Source organism: Candidatus Contendobacter odensis Run_B_J11 (genome assembly GCF_000531125.1).
GTDB lineage: Bacteria > Pseudomonadota > Gammaproteobacteria > Competibacterales > Competibacteraceae > Contendibacter > Contendibacter odensensis.
On the sequence record NZ_CBTK010000113.1, the window covers coordinates 26,042 to 43,469 of the forward strand.

At 57.0% G+C, this 17,428-nt stretch carries 17 protein-coding genes, 1 tRNA gene and 1 pseudogene; 2 read left to right on the plus strand and 17 right to left on the minus strand.

The window, feature by feature from the left end:
* Window positions 1–11: 11 nt before the first annotated feature.
* The 3 genes from panB to pcnB form a co-directional block, all read right to left on the minus strand.
* Window positions 12–830 (minus strand): 3-methyl-2-oxobutanoate hydroxymethyltransferase, encoded by an 819-nt coding sequence (gene panB, locus BN874_RS08780; protein ID WP_034432144.1) that lies wholly within the window; start codon window positions 828–830, stop codon window positions 12–14.
* A gap of 83 nt (window positions 831–913) precedes the next feature.
* Window positions 914–1,426 carry a 2-amino-4-hydroxy-6-hydroxymethyldihydropteridine diphosphokinase gene (folK, locus tag BN874_RS08785; RefSeq protein ID WP_034432146.1) on the minus strand — a complete coding sequence of 171 codons (513 nt, stop codon included), beginning with the start codon at window positions 1,424–1,426 and terminating at the stop codon, window positions 914–916.
* Between the two features lie 16 nt (window positions 1,427–1,442).
* Window positions 1,443–2,798 (minus strand): polynucleotide adenylyltransferase PcnB, encoded by a 1,356-nt coding sequence (gene pcnB, locus BN874_RS08790; protein ID WP_034432149.1) that lies wholly within the window; start codon window positions 2,796–2,798, stop codon window positions 1,443–1,445.
* Between the two features lie 76 nt (window positions 2,799–2,874).
* Here pcnB and BN874_RS08795 point away from each other — a divergent pair.
* Window positions 2,875–2,950: transfer RNA gene (locus BN874_RS08795), tRNA-Glu, on the plus strand.
* A 550-nt stretch (window positions 2,951–3,500) separates the two neighbouring features.
* On the opposite strand, the gene BN874_RS08800 is transcribed toward BN874_RS08795, so the two are convergent.
* The 10 genes from BN874_RS08800 to BN874_RS08845 form a co-directional block, all read right to left on the minus strand.
* Entirely contained in the window at window positions 3,501–4,295 is a 795-nt protein-coding gene (locus BN874_RS08800) for a FixH family protein (protein ID WP_034432150.1), read from the minus strand.
* Window positions 4,295–5,755 carry a cytochrome c oxidase accessory protein CcoG gene (ccoG, locus tag BN874_RS08805; protein ID WP_051497613.1) on the minus strand — a complete coding sequence of 487 codons (1,461 nt, stop codon included), beginning with the start codon at window positions 5,753–5,755 and terminating at the stop codon, window positions 4,295–4,297. Before ccoG ends, BN874_RS08800 begins: the two co-directional genes overlap by 1 nt.
* Before the next feature lie 209 nt (window positions 5,756–5,964).
* Window positions 5,965–6,921 carry a cytochrome-c oxidase, cbb3-type subunit III gene (gene ccoP, locus BN874_RS08810; protein ID WP_034432152.1) on the minus strand — a complete coding sequence of 319 codons (957 nt, stop codon included), beginning with the start codon at window positions 6,919–6,921 and terminating at the stop codon, window positions 5,965–5,967.
* Window positions 6,914–7,147 carry a cbb3-type cytochrome c oxidase subunit 3 gene (locus tag BN874_RS08815; RefSeq protein WP_034432155.1) on the minus strand — a complete coding sequence of 78 codons (234 nt, stop codon included), beginning with the start codon at window positions 7,145–7,147 and terminating at the stop codon, window positions 6,914–6,916. Before BN874_RS08815 ends, ccoP begins: the two co-directional genes overlap by 8 nt.
* Before the next feature lie 50 nt (window positions 7,148–7,197).
* Entirely contained in the window at window positions 7,198–7,932 is a 735-nt protein-coding gene (gene ccoO, locus BN874_RS08820) for a cytochrome-c oxidase, cbb3-type subunit II (RefSeq protein WP_034432156.1), read from the minus strand.
* A 16-nt stretch (window positions 7,933–7,948) separates the two neighbouring features.
* Window positions 7,949–9,397: a cytochrome-c oxidase, cbb3-type subunit I gene (ccoN, locus tag BN874_RS08825; protein WP_034432158.1), complete on the minus strand. Its 1,449-nt coding sequence runs from the start codon at window positions 9,395–9,397 to the stop codon at window positions 7,949–7,951.
* A gap of 192 nt (window positions 9,398–9,589) precedes the next feature.
* Entirely contained in the window at window positions 9,590–10,522 is a 933-nt protein-coding gene (gene cyoE / locus BN874_RS08830) for a heme o synthase (protein WP_081756256.1), read from the minus strand.
* On the minus strand, window positions 10,519–11,529 hold the full coding sequence (locus BN874_RS08835) for a COX15/CtaA family protein (protein ID WP_034432160.1): 1,011 nt from the start codon (window positions 11,527–11,529) through the stop codon (window positions 10,519–10,521). Before BN874_RS08835 ends, cyoE begins: the two co-directional genes overlap by 4 nt.
* 10 nt (window positions 11,530–11,539) lie before the next feature.
* A complete protein-coding gene (locus BN874_RS08840; protein ID WP_051497614.1) occupies window positions 11,540–12,130 on the minus strand; it encodes an SCO family protein in 591 nt (196 codons plus the stop codon).
* 42 nt (window positions 12,131–12,172) lie between these two features.
* On the minus strand, window positions 12,173–12,907 hold the full coding sequence (locus BN874_RS08845) for an SURF1 family protein (protein WP_034432161.1): 735 nt from the start codon (window positions 12,905–12,907) through the stop codon (window positions 12,173–12,175).
* Window positions 12,908–12,968: 61 nt separating this feature from the next.
* Between BN874_RS08845 and BN874_RS08850 the strand changes: the two genes are divergently transcribed.
* The gene (locus tag BN874_RS08850) at window positions 12,969–13,172 is read left to right on the plus strand and encodes a twin transmembrane helix small protein (RefSeq protein ID WP_034432162.1); all 204 of its coding nucleotides are present in this window, start codon (window positions 12,969–12,971) and stop codon (window positions 13,170–13,172) included.
* 13 nt (window positions 13,173–13,185) lie between these two features.
* Here the strand turns inward: BN874_RS08850 and BN874_RS08855 are convergent, their stop codons facing one another.
* The 4 genes and pseudogenes from BN874_RS08855 to coxB form a co-directional block, all read right to left on the minus strand.
* Complete coding sequence (locus BN874_RS08855; protein WP_051497615.1) at window positions 13,186–14,082, minus strand: cytochrome c oxidase subunit 3; 897 nt, start codon at window positions 14,080–14,082, stop codon at window positions 13,186–13,188.
* Window positions 14,083–14,135: 53 nt separating this feature from the next.
* On the minus strand, window positions 14,136–14,693 hold the full coding sequence (locus BN874_RS08860) for a cytochrome c oxidase assembly protein (protein ID WP_230314377.1): 558 nt from the start codon (window positions 14,691–14,693) through the stop codon (window positions 14,136–14,138).
* A 21-nt stretch (window positions 14,694–14,714) separates the two neighbouring features.
* Window positions 14,715–16,307: a cytochrome c oxidase subunit I gene (gene ctaD, locus BN874_RS08865; RefSeq protein WP_034432165.1), complete on the minus strand. Its 1,593-nt coding sequence runs from the start codon at window positions 16,305–16,307 to the stop codon at window positions 14,715–14,717.
* 17 nt (window positions 16,308–16,324) lie between these two features.
* A pseudogene (gene coxB / locus BN874_RS08870) lies at window positions 16,325–17,131 on the minus strand (cytochrome c oxidase subunit II); the annotation flags it as partial.
* Window positions 17,132–17,428: the final 297 nt, after the last annotated feature.

A 17,428-nucleotide genomic window follows, 5' to 3' on the forward strand; every position in this document is an offset into this window, starting at 1 on the left:
CTCCTCGGAAATCAGGCGATGCAGTGTTCGGGACCGGGAAATTCACCGCTCTTGACGGCGCGGACATAGGCTTCCACTGCGGCTTGCAGGCTGTCGTGACCACTCAGGAAATTCTTGGAGAACTTCGGGCGGTGACCGGGGGTGATCCCCAGCATGTCGTAACTGACCAATACCTGGGCATCGCAGCCCGCGCCCGCGCCAATCCCGATCAACGGAATGGTCAACGCTGCGGTCAAGCGCGCCGCCAGTTCCGCCGGAATACATTCCACCAGCGCTACGTCGGCGCCCGCTTCCTGTAACGCCAGCGCCTCATCCATAATCTGGCGGGCTGCGGTTTCCTCGCGACCCTGCACCTTGTAGCCGCCCAGCTTGTGAACCGATTGCGGCAGCAACCCCAGATGGGCGCAAACCGGAATCCCATGACGGCTCAGTTGATACACGGTTTCGGCAAGCCAGCCGCCGCCTTCCAGCTTGACGATATGAGCGCCCCCGTCCTGCATCAATCGGGCAGCGCTGTAGATCGCTTGATCCACCGTGGTGTAGCTGGCAAACGGCATATCGGCCATCAGCAGCGCGGTACCACAGCCCCGCGCCACCATGCGGGTGTGATAGATCATGTCCTCCAGAGTGACCGGCACGGTGGTGCGCTGGCCCTGGATCACCATGCCCAGCGAATCGCCCACCAGAATCACCTCCACACCTGCTGCTTCCAGCAGCGCCGCGAAGCTGGCGTCGTAGGCGGTCAGGACTGCGAATTTTTCCCCGGCGCGCTTCATCTTCGCCAAGGTGGTCACCGTGATCGGCTTTCGGATCGGTTGTTCTTGATACATGGTGTACTCTGCCTGGGGCCGGGTCACTCAGCCAGAGTGAGGCGGCGGGGTCAAGGAAGGAGATCGGGGATGAACCGACAGGATTATCGTAGTGCGTGTGTTTGACTGTCCAGACGGGCCATGTTCAGTGGTGGGCATTGCGCCAGCCACTGGGTCAATGGACCACGACCGGGAATCATCAGCATCGGAGCAATGTCGTGCAACGGATAGAGTACGAACGCCCGCTGGTGCAACCAGGGATGCGGCAGCGTCAGCTCTGGATCAGCGCGGGTGATCTGATCGTACAGAAGCAGATCCAGATCCAGAGTGCGCGGCCCCCAAGGCACGGTTCGGACCCGACCCTGCGCGGTTTCAATCGCCTGCAACGCGGTGAGCAGATCCTCTGGCGCGAGCGCCGTCTCCAAGGCTGCGACCGCGTTGAGGTAATCCGGCTGGTTGGGCGGCCCACCTACCGCTGCAGTGCGATACAGCGGAGATTGCGCGACGCACCGGCTGGCGGGAATGGCGTTCAGCGCCGCGAACGCCCGCCGTACTTGATCCACTGGGTGATCCAGATTGCTGCCGATACCGATGTAAGCCCGTGCGGGGGGTTGCATCCACTCGTTCCTGAATTCAGGTTTTGGGCGACGGCGGAGCCGCCGGATCGGTCTTGCGCGAGCGTGGTTTGCGACGGCGGCGGGCTTTGCCCTTCTTGGCTTTGACTTCCGGTTGCGTGGCTTGAATGCGTCCAGCATCGTCCAGCGCCAGAAACCGGGTCCACCAGTCGGCCAGTTCCGCCGCCTGCTCATCGGTATCAGCGCGCAGCAGCAGAAAATCATAGCCGGCGCGAAACCGAGGATGGGTCAACAAGCGCTGCGGGTGTTTGCCGGTGATCACCATCAAGCGCTGCTGCAAAGCCCAAATTTCCCGCATTGGCAGGCTGTAGCGACGCGGCAGGGCAGCGTGACGGATTTGAGTCTGGACTACGATTTCGGCAGCCGTTTGCAAAAGGTCATGTTCATTCAAATCGTCTGCCGCTTGCAGTTGACGCATCTGCTCCCGCAGCGGTTCCCACAGCAGCGCAGCAAACAGGAACGCCGGGTTGATCGGCTGGCCTTTCGCCAGACGGGCGTCGGTGCTGGACAAGGCGCGGATCAGCAGCGTTTTTGGATAATGCTGCTGTTGATGACCCAAGCAGCGCTCAGTGGCGGGAAACAGCCAGCCGAACAACCGGTAATGGCGCAACAGCTCGAAAGTCTGGAGGGCGCTGCCACCCAAAAACAGCTTGAGGATTTCGTCGCACAGTCGGGCGGGTGGAATTTTATCCAGCAAGTGCCCCAGCCGATGCAGGGGTGCTTCCGTTTCTGGATCGAAGCGAAAACCCAGCTTTGCGGCGAAGCGTACCGCCCGCAATAGCCGCACCGGGTCTTCGTGATAGTGCTGCGCCGGGTCGCCGATCAGTCGGATCAATCCGGCCTTGAGGTCGGCCATCCCGCCGACGTAATCCAGCACCGCAAAATTGTTGATGTCGTAATAGAGCGCGTTGATAGTGAAATCGCGCCGCCAGGCGTCTTCCTCGATGCTGCCGTAAACATTGTCGCTGAGGATGCGGCCATCGTCGGCCCGTTCCACGCTGGGGCTGTCGCTATCTTCACTGTCTTCGCCGCTGTAGGCACGAAAGGTAGCAACCTCGATAATCTCCTGGCCGAACTGGACATGCGCCAGCCGGAACCGGCGACCGATCAGGCGACAGTTGCGGAATAATTTGTAAACCTGTTCGGGGCGGGCGTCGGTCGCGATGTCGAAGTCTTTCGGTTCACGACCCAGCAATAGATCGCGCACTCCGCCGCCGACCAGACAGGCCCGATAGCCAGCTTCGCGCAGCCGGTACAGAACCTTGACTGCGTTGGGGCTGATATTGACCCGTGAGATGTTGTGATCGGGGCGAGGGATAATAACGGGTGGGGTATTTAAGCTTCGGGATTCCAAGGAGCGTTCGCCAACTCTTGTACGTAGCGGAAGCGTGCGTATAATACATCTTTCCTTTCAAGACGCCAGCCATTCCGCTCCCTTCGTCTAGTGGCCCAGGACACCGCCCTCTCACGGCGGGAACAGGGGTTCGAAACCCCTAGGGAGCGCCAATCGAATCATTAGTTAGCATCGTTCAGGCTAATCCCTCCCAGAATCACCAAACAACTACCCAATAGACAGGGTTGGATAGGGGTTGGCAGCTATTGAAAACGTTGTTGACTTTCATGGTCTTTCATTGAAAAATTGTTGCCGTTCTCAGGAACCTACCGCCAGTTGGGCGGGAAGTAACGCTTGTGGAGAGGGCGTGCGCCTCATCGGCGTAAAGCTCCCCACCCGTGGGGAGTTGAGTGGCGAAAACCAAGCCGTACCCCTGGGCAGCCTCGATGAAGCAAGAAGTGAGTCATGGAATAAAAGACCATGATTTACGCAACGGTAGATGGGCGCTCGCCTTATTGCTTCCACGCACGAAAGGGTGGATTACTGTTATTAGCCGATGTTTCCGACTCGTCTACGTTGCGTAATGCTGTTTCAGCGCAACATGGGTCACGACAGCACGTTGACTTTGTAAGTCCTGATAAAAACTCCCGTTGTCATTTCTGCAGGGACGACGATTGCAGGTCGGGGAGGAGGTCAATGGATTTCCGCCTGCTAAACCGCCGCCTAGCGATCCAAGACGCGGGTTAGAGCGCGAACCTCATGGACGTCCTCGCCTTTTTGAATCCGCAACACCAGATTCCAATTACCAGCCAGCGGCAATTTCAGTTCCTTTTCATACACCCCGGGCGTACTTTCAACCAGAGCGAACGCGATATCCTGCTGGCTGCTCGAAGGCCGGAGAAATTGCCCAGCGACGGTTGCGCCGGATACCGGTTCGCCCTCACGAGTCTGAACCGCCACCCGGAATACCACAGCTTCGTTGACGACCGGTTCGTGTAACCAGCCTTTCTGCACCTGCCAGCCGCGTTCCCGCTGGCGTTCTACCTGCTGTAGATACTCGTTATACAATGCCTCCTTCTTCTGAAAATTGTGCGAGATCACGCCCGGAAATACCGATGTCACTTCGCGCTTAGCGCTCGTCTCCGGCAACAGCCAGCGCCCAAGCCATGGGGTCAGACCGCGTTCGGCGACCGAAACAAACACCGCGCCTAATACTGCTATGACGACGAAAAAGCCGCTGATGATCGCCGGCCCCCAGTGCAGGCTTTTACCGCCCGCCCGGGCATTCAGCAGCATTCCGCAAGCCAGCGAAGCCAGCAGGTAGATCGCCAGATGAATCGCGAAGACATCGCCACCCGGCCAACGGACAATGCTGTAGGGCACATAGAGACCCACGGTCGCCAGCGCTACTCCAGCGGCTGCCTGCTTGGCGCTCATGCGCGCGAAGCGGACCAGCCCAAGGTTGATAAACAGGATCAATCCAACACCCAACGCGAGGCCAAGCAACAGATCGTTCATCAATCGCTGTCCGGCACATAAAAGGGCACTTCCTGACGAATAGGCTTAGCTGTTATGCCTTCCAGGGCTTCAATGATGAAGGTCACTGTGCGCCGCCGATTACGATCCTTTTCATCCTTTTCATGCTCCCCGCTACTCTCTGGGTCTTTGGCATCAACGGGCGGAATTTGAACTCGTGCCAACAGCTTCAATCGCTCCTGCGGTTCCAGCACAACTCGCTCCATGCCATCCATATCCAAGGTCGCACCCGGCAGGTCTTCGATACGAATGCCAACCGTCATCGGCGCTGTCAGTTTGTTATTCAGCTTAATCTCATAACTATTGCGAATGCCGCCATCCGAGAGTTGGGTATAGAGCGGCTGGCGGATTTGCTCCACCGTGCCGTTATAGGGGGCACGGGTTACGACACTCCAGATCAGAGCAGCGGTCGCTGCGGTCAGAATCACCCCGTAGCCAATGGTCTTCGGCTTTAGCAACTGCGTTTTCTTCCCGTTCAGCGCCTTTTCGGAGGTATAGCGGATTAGGCCACGCGGCCATTGCAGGTTGTCCATAATCGTGTCGCAGGCATCAATGCACAGGGCGCAGGAGATGCATTGGTATTGCAGACCGTTACGAATATCAATGCCTACTGGGCAAACCTGTACGCAGTAGCCGCAATCAATGCAATCGCCCACGCCTTGCGTTTGCCGCTCGTCACGGGTTTTCAAACCCTTGCCCAGCTTGGTTCGACTTTGGGTGCCTTCACCGCGCCGCTCGTCATAGGAAATGATCAGGGTGTCATGGTCGAACATGGCGCTCTGAAAGCGAGCGTAGGGGCACATATAGGTGCAGACCTGCTCTCGCGCCAGTCCGGCCATGACGAAGGTGGTCGCGGTCAAGAATAAAGTGGTGAAATAGGCGGCGTGAGGCGCCCGCCCCAACAGCATGTCTACCACCAAGGTCGGCGCATCAGCCCAGTACAGGGTGAAGCTCAACCCGGTCCAGAACGCCGCTAGTAGCCACAGCCCGTAAGTCATCCCTTTCTTAATTAGTTTCTCACGGTTCCATGGCGCTTTATCCAATCGCATCCGTGCGGGCCGTTCACCCTGCACCCAGTGTTCGATCATCATGTACAAATCCGTCCACAAAGTCTGGAAGCAGAAATAACCGCACCAGACTCGACCCGCCAGACCAGTCACGAAAAACAGCAGGATCGCTGCAATCATCAACATGCCGGCCAGCCAAAACAGATCTTGCACCTGAATGGTCAGGTTAAAAATATAGAAGTGTCGCCCCGGCAGATCGTACAGCACCGCCTGATCTGGTGCGTTGGGTCGCTCCCAGCGTAGCCAGGGCAATAAAAAGTAAACGGCATAGGCTAGAGCCAGGAGGCCGGTCTTGAGATTGCGGAAGCGCCCCTTGACCGAACGTGGATAGATTTGAATGCGCTTCTGATAAAGCGGATTGCTGTCTTCGGACATAGCCCACCCGGTTGGCATGAAACGGCACGAACGATCTTGTTACCCGTCTGTAAAATCCCGTGGTACTGCAATTGGTCAAACGGACCCTTTGCCGGGGTTTGAAGCAAGATCGAGGCACCAAGGAATAAACACTATGGATATAAATGCTTCACCCCCCTGCACGGGGGGTGAGAGACCGGCAACCAGTCGTCTATAACCCGAACAATGCCCTACTTGGCGCCACCCAACTGATGGACATAAACCGCCAGTAGCTTGATGTCGGTTGGCGACAAGCGATCCTTCCAGGCCGGCATAATGCGGGTGTTGTTCACACCGTTGGTAATAAAAGCCGTGAGTACCGCCTTCTTATCCTGAAGGGTTTTTTGCGCGGGTACATTGGCAATCGCCCAGATTTTATCGGTCAGATTGGCTGCGCCTTGTGACTGAACACCCTTGGCATCGGCACCGTGGCAGTAATAGCAACCACCGACCTGGCCCTGAAAAATAGCCTTGCCGCGCTCGGAGGCTTCACTGGACTTGGCCTCGTCCGACAGGGTCAGTACATACTCGGCTACGTCATCCAGTTGCTCCGGCTTGAGCACCGCGCCAAAGGCCGGCATGAAGCCTTTGCGACCGTTCACCAGCGTTTCCTGAATCTTATCCATGCCGCCGCCCCACAACCAGTCATCGTCGGTCAGGTTGGGATACAGACCGGCTACGCCGCCACCGCCGCTGCCATGACAGGCGGCGCAGTTATCGCCAAACAAGCCCTTCCCGACCGAGCGCACGAAAGCCATCATCTTGGGATCCTTGATAATCTGGTCGTAGCTGGCTGTCTGCACCTTGGCCAGCATCGCCTTGCGCTGTGGGTCGTTGGCGGCATCTCCCAGATCTTCCAGCAGCAGGGCGCGAGTGTTCCAGCGGGATTCCCTCTCCTGCGCTTTGCCAGTGGCTTTGTCGGTAATGGTGTAGCTCACCGTACCGAAGCCCTTGATCCAGCTATTGCCCACTGGCCAGGAAGGGTAGAAGAACCAGTACAGAACCGAGAATATTGCAGTTCCATAAAAACACCACAGCCACCAGCGCGGCAGCGGATTATTGTATTCCTGAAGATCACTGTCCCAAGCATGGCCGGTGGTCTGAACCGCACCGGATTGTTGTTGTGTATTCAGCGTATTGTCACTCATTATCCATCACCTTGCGGGTTTGGGAATGGTCGCTCGCCGACCCGGTATCGGGTTGCCGTAGGTGATCATCCAGCAATGGAATGTATTTGTAGGATTCCAAGCGTTCGCTGCGGCGCTTGCCGGAGAACACATAAATCAGGATGCCGCAGAAGGCGCCAAAGAACAGCGCCAGCGCCAGCGGCTTGGAATTATCCATGCGGGTGAACCACATCAACCAGTCGAACATCGGGCAGAAGCTCCATCCAGTCCCCCAGGCGGGGGACACGGTTCGGATTGTTAGCGGAACGTGGTGAAGTAACCTTCGTCGTACTTGGTGAAATCGACCAAGGTACCGAGCATCTGCAAGTACGCAACCAGCGCTTCCATTTCGGTGACCCGGCTGGGAATGCCATCAAAATTCTGGTCACGAGCCTGCTTCAGCAGATTATCAGTAGCTTGAGTGATGTCGAGCTGATCGGCGACAACCTTGCCGAATTTCTTGACGTTGGCATCGTATTCCTGCTGGGTTACGGAATACGGTACGCCGGTGGCCCGTAGAGCGCGCATCCGGTCGGCCACATCCGAGGTGTCCAGATCGGTTGCCAGTAACCACGGATAGTTGGGCATGATCGATTGCGGCACCACCGATCGTGGAGATGTCAGGTGCTGTACATGCCACTGGTTGGAATACTTGCCACCCACCCGCGCCAGATCGGGGCCGGTGCGCTTGGAACCCCACTGGAACGGATGGTCGTATTGCGACTCCGCTGCCAATGAATAGTGGCCGTAGCGCAGCCACTCGTCGCGGAATGGACGGATCTGTTGGGAATGGCAGAGATAGCAACCCTCGCGGATGTAGATGTCACGGCCACGGAGTTCCAGCGGAGTGTAGGGGCGGACGCCGTCCACTTTCTCGACCGTCTCGTTGATGTAAAACAGCGGGACGATTTCCACCAGACCGCCGATGCTGATGACCACCAGGATCAGCAGCAGCATCAGCGCGGAGTTGGTTTCGATTTGTTCGTGTCGCATGGCTAGGGTTCTCCGCTCACGCTTTCGCCAGCTTGGCGGTCAACTTGGCTTCTACAGCCGCCTGCTCATATCGAGCTGCCCGCACCGTCATCACCATGTTGTACACCATGACCAGAACGCCGCTCACGAAAAAAGCGCCGCCCAGCGCCCGCCAGATATACGGAGTGTGCATGAACTCGACGGTCTCGATGAAGGTGTAGGCCAGGTTGCCGTAGTCGTCGAAGCTGCGCAGCATCAGTCCTTGGCCGATGCCAGCGACCCACAACGCCGTGATGTACAGCACGATACCGATAGTGGCGAGCCAGAAGTGGACATAGATCAAGGCCTGGCTGTACATCTTGGTGTCGTACAGCCGTGGTATCAGGTGATAGAAGGAACCGAAGCTGACCAGCGCCACCCAGCCCAGCGCGCCGGAATGGACATGACCAATCGTCCAGTCGGTGTAGTGCGAAAGGGCGTTGACGCTCTTCAGCGACATCAACGGACCCTCAAAAGTAGACATGCCGTAGAACGACAGCGAGGTGATCAGAAACAGCATGATCGGGTCGGAACGCAGTTTGTCCCAGGCACCGGACAGGGTCATGATGCCGTTGATCATCCCACCCCAGGAAGGCATCAGCAGCAGGATCGAGAAGGTCGCGGCCAAGGTAGACACCCAATCAGGCAGCGAGGTCCAGTGCAGGTGATGACCACCGGCCCACATATAAAGGAAGATCAGCGCCCAGAAGTGAATGATGGACAGTCGATAGGAATAGACCGGTCGGCCCGCCTGCTTGGGCACGAAGTAGTACATCATGCCGAGAAAGGCGGCAGTCAGGAAGAAGCCTACCGCATTATGGCCATACCACCACTGGGTCATTGCGTCCTGCACCCCAGCGAACAAACTATAGGATTTGGTCAGGCTGACCGGCACCGCCAGATTGTTGAAGATGTGCAACAGCGCGACGGCCACGATAAACGCCAGGAAAAACCAGTTGGCGACATAGATATGGGGCTGACTGCGGCGGCGCAGAGTTTCCACATACACCGCGAAATAGGAGACCCAGACCAAAGTAATCGCAATGTCCAGCGGCCATTCAAACTCGGCGTATTCTCGACCTTGGGATAAGCCCAGCATGTAGGTGATGGCACCCAGCGCCACGCCGCCGCTCCAACCCCAGAAGGTGAACTCCGCCACCCAAGGGAACGCCAGCCGGGCTTGGCTCGTGCGCTGCACAATATAGTACGAGGTGGCGAACAGTGCGCTGCCGCCGAAGCCGAAGATCACCAATGTAGTGTGAACTGGGCGCAGCCGTCCGAAAGTCAGAGCGGCAATATCGAAATTCAGGAACGGCCAAGCCAGTTCGCAGGCAATGTAGACGCCAACGGACATACCGACAACCGCCCACACCATCGCCATGATCGTAAATTTGCGGACGATGTCGTAATTGTACTGCTCGGCGGGCAACGCTGAGCTTTGGGCCATATCCAAGTCTCCTTAGTACAAGCCATGGGGTTAGGAGTTTTTGAGTGTTTTCCAATGGTTACACATAGAACTGGAAAACACGCCGGGGCTGGATGATGGCGTATTCTACTAATATTCTCCGGGTTTTCTCAATCAGGATTAGCTAATAGATCGAAAAAAATAGTGATTTACTTGGGAATGCCTTCGCAGGTATCAGGACATGCGGTGCCACAGGTACGCAAGCGGGCCGCTGGTGTAATGATCGAGCATGAGCGCGGCGAACAGCCCGAACAGATACACGATGGAAAAGCTGAAGGCAGGCATCGCCAGTCGGTCATCGCCAGTCGCATACAACCGGGTGGCGTAGCTCAGGAAACGCAGACCCAGGCCGACCGCGCCGATCAGATAAATCCAGCCGCTCATGCCGGTCAAAAATGGCAGCAACGTAATCAGGAACAACAGGATGGTGTACAGCAGGATATGCAGGCGGGTGAAAGCGACGCCGTGGGTGACCGGCAACATCGGGATGTTGGCATTAGCGTAATCGTGGCGGCGGTGGATAGCCAGCGCCCAGAAATGCGGCGGGGTCCACACATAGATAATAAGAAACAGCAGCAGCGCTCCGGGATCGATGTGACCGGTGACTGCGATCCAGCCCAGTAATGGTGGCGCCGCGCCGGCTGCCCCACCGATCACAATATTTTGCGGCGTTGCCCGTTTGAGGAACAGGGTGTAAACCACCGCATAACCGATCAGCGCGGTGAAAGTCAGTATGGCGGTCAGTGGGTTAGTAAAAGTCAGTAGCAAAACAAAGCCCAGTCCCCCGATCACCAGCGCAAAGCCCAGCACTTGCCCGGTTTCCAGGTGACCACTGGGCAACGGCCGGCGGCAGGTACGTGCCATCAGGGCGTCCACCCGCTGATCCACCAGATGATTAATGGCAGCGGCGGAACCGGCCATCAGCGCGATGCCCAGTGAGCCGAACAGCAAAATTTCCCACGGCACCATTCCCGGCGTCGCCAGCAACATACCCACAATAGCCGTGAAGGTAATCAGGGCAACCACCTTGGGTTTGGTCAGTTCCAGATAGTCGCGCCAACGACGGCGGAAACGGTCATGCAAGGTCTGCATCGTGGCAGTCATCATACGGTGGCTTCGGGTCGGAGCAGGTGGTTAAGCGTTACCAGCGATAGTAGCAGCAACGCTGCACCGCCGGTATGGGCGACTGCTACCGGCAGTGGCAAGTGCAGCATAACATTGGCGATACCCAAGCCGAGTTGGACGATCAGTAGAACAGCAATAGCGCCACCGGCCAGTTGCAGGGTGCGATTGCGGGTTGTCGCAACCAGCCGCCAGCTCAGCCAGCCCAGATACAGCGCTACGATGAGCGCGCCGATGCGGTGCATGATATGGATGGTCACCCGGGCGTCGTTGGCCAACACTCCGCCTTCATAAGACCTTCCCAACCCTCGCCACGGCGTGAATGCTTCCCGGAAGTCCAGCGGCGGCCACCATTGACTCTGGCATGTGGGGAAGTCCGGGCAGGCCAGTGCGGCATAATTGGCGCTGGTCCAGCCACCCAAAGCGATCTGGCCGACCAGTAGCGCCAGTCCAAGCAGCGCATAAGAGCGCAATGCCCGGCTCTCGACGGTGACCAGCAATTTTCTATTGTTATGCTGACCGAGCAGCAGCCAGACCAGCAAGCTCAAGGTGGTCAACCCGCCCAGCAGATGCGCCATTACCACCACTGGCTTCAATTGCCAAGTCACCGTCCACATCCCCAGCATGGATTGAAAAATAATCAGCCCCAGTAGCACCAGCGGCAGAGTAACCGGCTGATCAGTTTGGCGTCGGCCGCGCCAGGCCAGGACCGCCAGCGCGAGAATCAACAGACCGAGCGTCCCGGCGCAATAGCGGTGAATCATTTCCTTCCACGCCTTGGCGGGTTCAACGGGCCGGTGTGGATAGGCGGAATTGGCCTCGGCGATCTGAGCGGCTTGGTCGGGCACATCCAGCAGTTGCCCATAACAGCCGGGCCAATCCGGGCAACCCAGACCCGCATCCGACAACCGTACATAAGCACCCAGAATCACCACCACAAAGGTCAGCGCCAACGCGGCCCAAGCCACCCGGTAAAAAGTTGTCGTCTGCATTCGGTTCATCTCATCCAATTTTGGACAGGCGTAGTAATCGTTGCAGGTCTTTCAGCATCCCGCGTGGCTCGACTGTAACCGGGTAGCGCATCAACAGATTACCCAGCGGATCAAGCAGATAAATCCATGCTCCTATCGCTCCTGGTGAATGAAATGCACCACTGAGTTCGGCTTGGGTTGCGACATCAGCCATACTAGCGGTGAGCGCCGGGTGTTCAGTCGCCAGCCATTGGCGCAAGCCAGCGTCCGGTGAACCATTGAGGAGAAAAAGCGTTTTTACCCGGCCCATGTCTTTGCCCAAGGCGAGCCGCACCTGCCGCATGTCGTACAGGGCAGTGCGGCAAGGTGCAGCGCATTCCGTAGTCGAAACGGCGTAAATCATCGTCCAGTAACCCGCGAATACCGAACGATCCAAGAGTTGATCGTCGAGTGTGGTCAACCGAAAATTGGCTAGTGGTCGCGCCGGATTCAGTAATTCGCCGTGCTGAACCGAACTGCCGGGTTGCCAGCGACCGATCAATAACCAAGCTGCTGCCAGCGGAACCGCGAAACAGGCGATGATGAACAACAGCAACAGGCGTTGTCGCCAAATCACCGGCATGGCCTCGGTCTTGCCAAAATCGAATGAACGTTCATCAAATCCTCATTCTGGGCGCGGTAACCGGTGCATGTTGGTAGTGAGATAAAGGATCACGAGCGCCACCGCCAGGGAAAACCATTGAACGGCATAGCCTTGATGACGTTCCGGACCAAACCCACCGAATCGGGGTTGCCAGTCGCGCCAATAGCCCCCAGCCGCTTCCGGCTCCAACAGCACCACTGCCGGTTGCAGTGGATAACCAATGATGGTGGACAGCACGTCGTAATCCACATACGGCACCACTCGCGGCCAGCGCCGATCACTGCCGGCGGCATCACCCAGGCGCAAGCCGGGTTGCGCCGGTTGCGCCAACCGGCCGGTTATCGTCACCGGTTCCGGAGGTGCAGCAAGGACGGGTAACACTTGACGCGATTCACCTAGCGCTACCCAACCTCGATTAATCAGAATGGCGCTGCCATCGGATGAGCGCAACGGGGTTAAAACGTGATAGCCCGGTTGGCCATTGCGCAATTGATTGTCCAGCAATACTTGATGGGCATCATCGTAACGCCCGGAAGCGACGACTCGCCGATAGCGGCCGGCAGAATCAGAGAGGGTGACTTCAGCCAGGGTGACCGGCGGTTGATTGGACTGATCAGCGAAAGCGGCTTGCCATTCAGCCTTCTGTCGCCCCCGATCCAACTGCCAGAATCCCAGCGAGAGCAGGATAGGCAGAAACAACAGCAGAGCGATGGTGGACGACCAACCCGGACGGAAAATCCAGCCACCGATCTGCATTCAGTATTGAACCGTGCGGGTTATACTAACGACGACTGTTTGTTCCCACCGGAGTCTGCTCATGTTAATCAAAGCCATTGTCGCTATTATCCTGCTGCTCATTCTCGCCAGTCTAGGTTCCGGGTTGGTATTCATGATCCGTGACCAAGGGCATGGCTCCCGCGCCGTCAAAGCGCTTACCGTGCGCATCGCGCTATCGGTAGGTTTATTCCTCTTATTGCTGCTGGCTTACGCTGCCGGATTGATCAACCCGCACGGCCTCTGACCGTGTACTGCTCTCACATCCAGTAGACGAAGATGAACAGCCCTAGCCACACTACGTCCACGAAATGCCAGTACCACGCCGCCGCCTCAAAGGCAAAATGGCGCTCCGGCGTGAAATGACCGGCCAAGCCGCGTAGCAGAATGATTGCCAGAATGATCGCGCCGATAGTGACGTGCAGACCGTGGAAACCGGTCAACATAAAAAAGGTAGAACCGTAGATGCCGCTGCTCAAGGTCAAATTCAGATCTTGGTATGCTTCATGATATTCGAGAGCCTGGAGGCTCAGGAACAGCGCGCCAAGCGCAACCGTAGCAGCAAGACCCTTCAAAAATTGAGTACGCTGACCCTCGACCAGTCCCCAGTGTGCCCAAGTGATGGTCACACCGCTGCTGAGCAGAATCAGGGTATTGATAGCGGGCAATCCCCATGCATGCATGGGAGCAAAAAAGCCGCCGATTTCGGCAGGGCCGTTAGTGGGCCAAGCGGCTTCGTATTGGGGCCAAAGCAGATTTTGGGTCAATACCCCATGTGCAGTCTCCCCTCCCAGCCAAGGCACTGAATATTGGCGGGTGTAGAACAGCGCGCCAAAGAACGCCGCGAAAAACATCACCTCGGAAAAGATAAACCAGCCCATACCCCAGCGGAACGAACGATCCATCTGGTCGCTGTAGAGACCCTTCTGGCTCTCGTGGATGACGGTGCCAAACCAGCCAAACATCATCAGAAAAATCATAGCGATACCGACCAGCAACAGGGTGCTTTTACCCCCGTTCAGCACGGTCGCTCCACCCAGCATCAGGGTGAATAAGCCGATGGTAGCGATGATCGGCCAGTAGCTTTGGTGCGGCACATAGTAATGATCAGCGCTGTGATCGTTAAGACCCTGCGGGTGTGCGTGTGCGTGAGCCATCTCTATCAATCCTCCCTCGACAGTCGTTATCGTGATGATCAGCGGTTGCGATCTCAGCCGCCTGCGTCATCCACTCTAAAAAAGGTATAGGACAGTGTGACTGTGTGTACATCCGGCGGCAGATTGGGGTCAATGCGGAACACGACCGGCATCTCCCGCCCCTCCTCCGGCTGAAAGATTTGGCGGGTGAAGCAGAAACATTCGATCTTCTGAAAATGCTGGGCCGCCAAGCCCGGCGCCACACTTGGAATGGCTTGCCCAACCAGCGCATGGCCGGTCAGGTTACGAGCCAGATAATGGGTTTGGTAATACTGTCCAGGATGAACCTGCATCCGGTTGACTTGGGGGGTGAATTCCCACGGTGCGCCGACATTCAGACTGGCGATGAATTCCACCGTGATTGTGCGCGCCTCGTCCACTGCGCTCGACTCCACCGCTGCAACGCGACCACCGGTTTTCCCATTCAGGCCGGTGATCGCGCACAGCACGTCGTATATCGGCACCATCGCGAAACCAAAACCGAACATCGCTACTGTGATGAGCAGCAAGCGTTTGACCAGCCGACGGTTGGCAACGCTTATACTTATCGGAGTCGTTTCCTGGATTTCCACGGGTGTTCTCCAGCCCCTTCGTTACTTCACTTCAGGTGCAGTGGTGAAGGTGTGATAAGGCGGTGGCGATGGTAGCGTCCATTCCAGACCATGTGCGCCTTCCCATACTTGATCAGTGGCTTTTGCGCCGCCGCGAATGGTCTGGACCACGTTGTACAGGAACAGCAGTTGCGAGAAGCCAAACAGGAACGCGCCCACGGTAGAGATCATGTTGAACTCAGTGAACTGCAAGGCATAATCAGGAATGCGGCGCGGCATCCCGGCCAAACCGAGAAAGTGCTGCGGGAAGAACAGCACGTTGACCCCAACCACCGACAGCCAGAAGTGAATTTTGCCCAGCCGCTCGTTGTACATGTGGCCGGTCCACTTCGGCAGCCAGTAGTAAACTGCCGCCATGATCGAGAACACTGCGCCCGGCACCAGCACATAGTGGAAATGCGCCACTACGAAGTAAGTGTCCTGATACTGAAAGTCAGCCGGCGCAATGGCCAGCATCAATCCGGAGAAACCGCCGATGGTGAATAGAATCACGAAGGCAATGGCGAACAGCATCGGCGTCTCGAAGGTCATCGCGCCGCGCCACATGGTTGAGACCCAGTTGAACACCTTCACCCCGGTCGGCACCGCGATCAGCATGGTGGCGTACATGTAGAACAGCTCGCCGGCCAGCGGCATCCCCACGGTGAACATGTGGTGGCCCCAAACAATAAAGGACAGGAACGCAATGGATGAGGTGGCATAAACCATTGAGGCATAACCGAATAGCGGCTTGCGAGCGAAGGTCGGGATGATCTGGGAAACAACCCCGAACGCCGGCAGGATCATGATGTACACCTCAGGATGGCCGAAGAACCAGAAGATATGCTGGAACATCACCGGATCGCCGCCGCCGCCGGCATTGAAAAAGCTGGTGCCGAAATACTTGTCGGTGAGCAACATAGTGACCGATCCGGCCAGCACTGGCATCACCGCGATCAGCAAAAATGCCGTGATCAGCCACGTCCATACGAACAGCGGCATTTTCATCAGCGTCATGCCGGGCGCACGCAGGTTGAGAATGGTGGCAATGACGTTGATTGCACCCATGATTGAGGAAATTCCCATCATGTGGATAGCCAGGATTACGAAGGGGAATGCATTACCGGTTTGTAACGCCAACGGCGGGTACAGGGTCCAACCGCCAGCCGGTCCGCCGCCCGCCTGGAACAGGGTGGACAACAGCAAGGTGAAAGCAAACGGCATGATCCAGAAGGACCAGTTGTTCATCCGTGGCAGCGCCATGTCCGGTGCGCCGATCATCATCGGCAGCAGCCAGTTGGCCAGCCCGACAAAGGCGGGCATAACCGCGCCGAAGATCATCACCAGCGCATGCAAGGTGGTCATCTGGTTGAAGAAGTGCGGGTTGACGATCTGCAAACCCGGTTGGAACAACTCAGCGCGGATGACCAGCGCCATCGCCCCGCCAACAAAGAACATCGTCAGCGAAAACAGCAGGTACAAGGTACCAATGTCTTTATGATTGGTGGTGACCAGCCAGCGAATCAGACCAGGGGACGGTCCGGCATGGTGGTCGTGATCGTGATCATCAAGTGCAGGTGCGGCTGCGGTACTCATAGGGTTTTACCTCCGCTGGCGGTCAGAGTATTCAATTTACTTGCCTTCATCGTTGCGACCCATTGCTGGAATTCAGCCTCGGGCACAGCTTCGACCACAATCGGCATAAAGCCGTGATCCTTACCGCAGAGTTCAGCACACTGGCCACGATAGATACCGGGCTTGTCAATCAGTGTCCAGGACTCGTTGATGAAGCCGGGAATGGCATCTTTCTTCAAAGCCAGTGCCGGCACCCACCAGGAATGGATCACGTCGGAAGCGGTGGTCAGCACCCGGATCTTCTTGCCGACCGGCACTACCAACCGCTGATCCACTTCCAGCAGATAGTGCTCACCCTTGGCGGCATCGTTGTGGATTTGTGCCTGCGGCGTGGACAAGGTGCTAAAGAAGCCGAGATTTTCATTCAAATACTGGTAATGCCAGCGCCATTGGTAACCGGTCACCTTGATGGTCAGTTCAGCATCGCGAGCGTCGGCCATGCGAATCAGGGTCTTGGTCGCTGGAACCGCCATTATGATCAGAATCAACATCGGCACCACGGTCCAGAGTATTTCGATCAGGGTGCTTTCATGGAACTGGGCCGGCACCACACCGCGTGATTTGCGGTGATGGTAAATAGACCAGAACATCACCCCGAACACCACTACGCCGATGACCACGCAGATCCAGAAAATCAGCATGTGCAGGCCGTAGACTTCGTGGCTGATGGCGGTGGCGCCCGGCGTCATGTTCAAGGCGAAATCAGCGTGGGCAACGGCGCTCCACGCCAGTAGCGCTCCGCCGGTGGCGATAGCGCCTGCCTGCGCGATGCGACTGGTGGTCATAGTGTTCCTCCTGATTGTTATCTAGGAATACCAACGCTATGTTGGCTATCACATTAGATTTAACGCAAAAAGCACAAAGTACACGAAAGACAAAAAACCAGAAAACTTTTCAACTAATTGGTTTTACTTATATCTTTTGTGTTTTTCGTGATTAGGCGATCTTCGGGATGTGCGCTATGCAGCAGGGCGCAACCTCTAAAATCTACTCATAATTTTAGAAAAAAATAGACTGCCCATGAAGTTTTGTCAATATCCGAGGATTACACCGGGAATTTGCAGCACAACAGATCGATACGG

Excerpts from the sequence above, each read along its gene's own strand:
- panB (WP_034432144.1), bottom strand. The coding sequence starts at position 830 with ATGTATCAAGAACAACCGATCCGAAAGCCGATCACGGTGACCACCTTG.
- ccoG (WP_051497613.1), bottom strand. The coding sequence starts at position 5,755 with ATGTCCGAAGACAGCAATCCGCTTTATCAGAAGCGCATTCAAATCTAT.
- ccoP (WP_034432152.1), bottom strand. The coding sequence starts at position 6,921 with ATGAGTGACAATACGCTGAATACACAACAACAATCCGGTGCGGTTCAG.
- ccoN (WP_034432158.1), bottom strand. The coding sequence starts at position 9,397 with ATGGCCCAAAGCTCAGCGTTGCCCGCCGAGCAGTACAATTACGACATC.
- BN874_RS08845 (WP_034432161.1), bottom strand. The coding sequence starts at position 12,907 with ATGCAGATCGGTGGCTGGATTTTCCGTCCGGGTTGGTCGTCCACCATC.
- cyoE (WP_081756256.1), bottom strand. The coding sequence starts at position 10,522 with ATGATGACTGCCACGATGCAGACCTTGCATGACCGTTTCCGCCGTCGT.
- BN874_RS08850 (WP_034432162.1), top strand. The coding sequence starts at position 12,969 with ATGTTAATCAAAGCCATTGTCGCTATTATCCTGCTGCTCATTCTCGCC.
- ccoO (WP_034432156.1), bottom strand. The coding sequence starts at position 7,932 with ATGCGACACGAACAAATCGAAACCAACTCCGCGCTGATGCTGCTGCTG.
- BN874_RS08835 (WP_034432160.1), bottom strand. The coding sequence starts at position 11,529 with ATGCAGACGACAACTTTTTACCGGGTGGCTTGGGCCGCGTTGGCGCTG.
- BN874_RS08800 (WP_034432150.1), bottom strand. The coding sequence starts at position 4,295 with ATGAACGATCTGTTGCTTGGCCTCGCGTTGGGTGTTGGATTGATCCTG.
- BN874_RS08815 (WP_034432155.1), bottom strand. The coding sequence starts at position 7,147 with ATGTTCGACTGGTTGATGTGGTTCACCCGCATGGATAATTCCAAGCCG.
- ctaD (WP_034432165.1), bottom strand. The coding sequence starts at position 16,307 with ATGAGTACCGCAGCCGCACCTGCACTTGATGATCACGATCACGACCAC.
- BN874_RS08840 (WP_051497614.1), bottom strand. The coding sequence starts at position 12,130 with ATGCCGGTGATTTGGCGACAACGCCTGTTGCTGTTGTTCATCATCGCC.
- folK (WP_034432146.1), bottom strand. The coding sequence starts at position 1,426 with ATGCAACCCCCCGCACGGGCTTACATCGGTATCGGCAGCAATCTGGAT.
- BN874_RS08855 (WP_051497615.1), bottom strand. The coding sequence starts at position 14,082 with ATGGCTCACGCACACGCACACCCGCAGGGTCTTAACGATCACAGCGCT.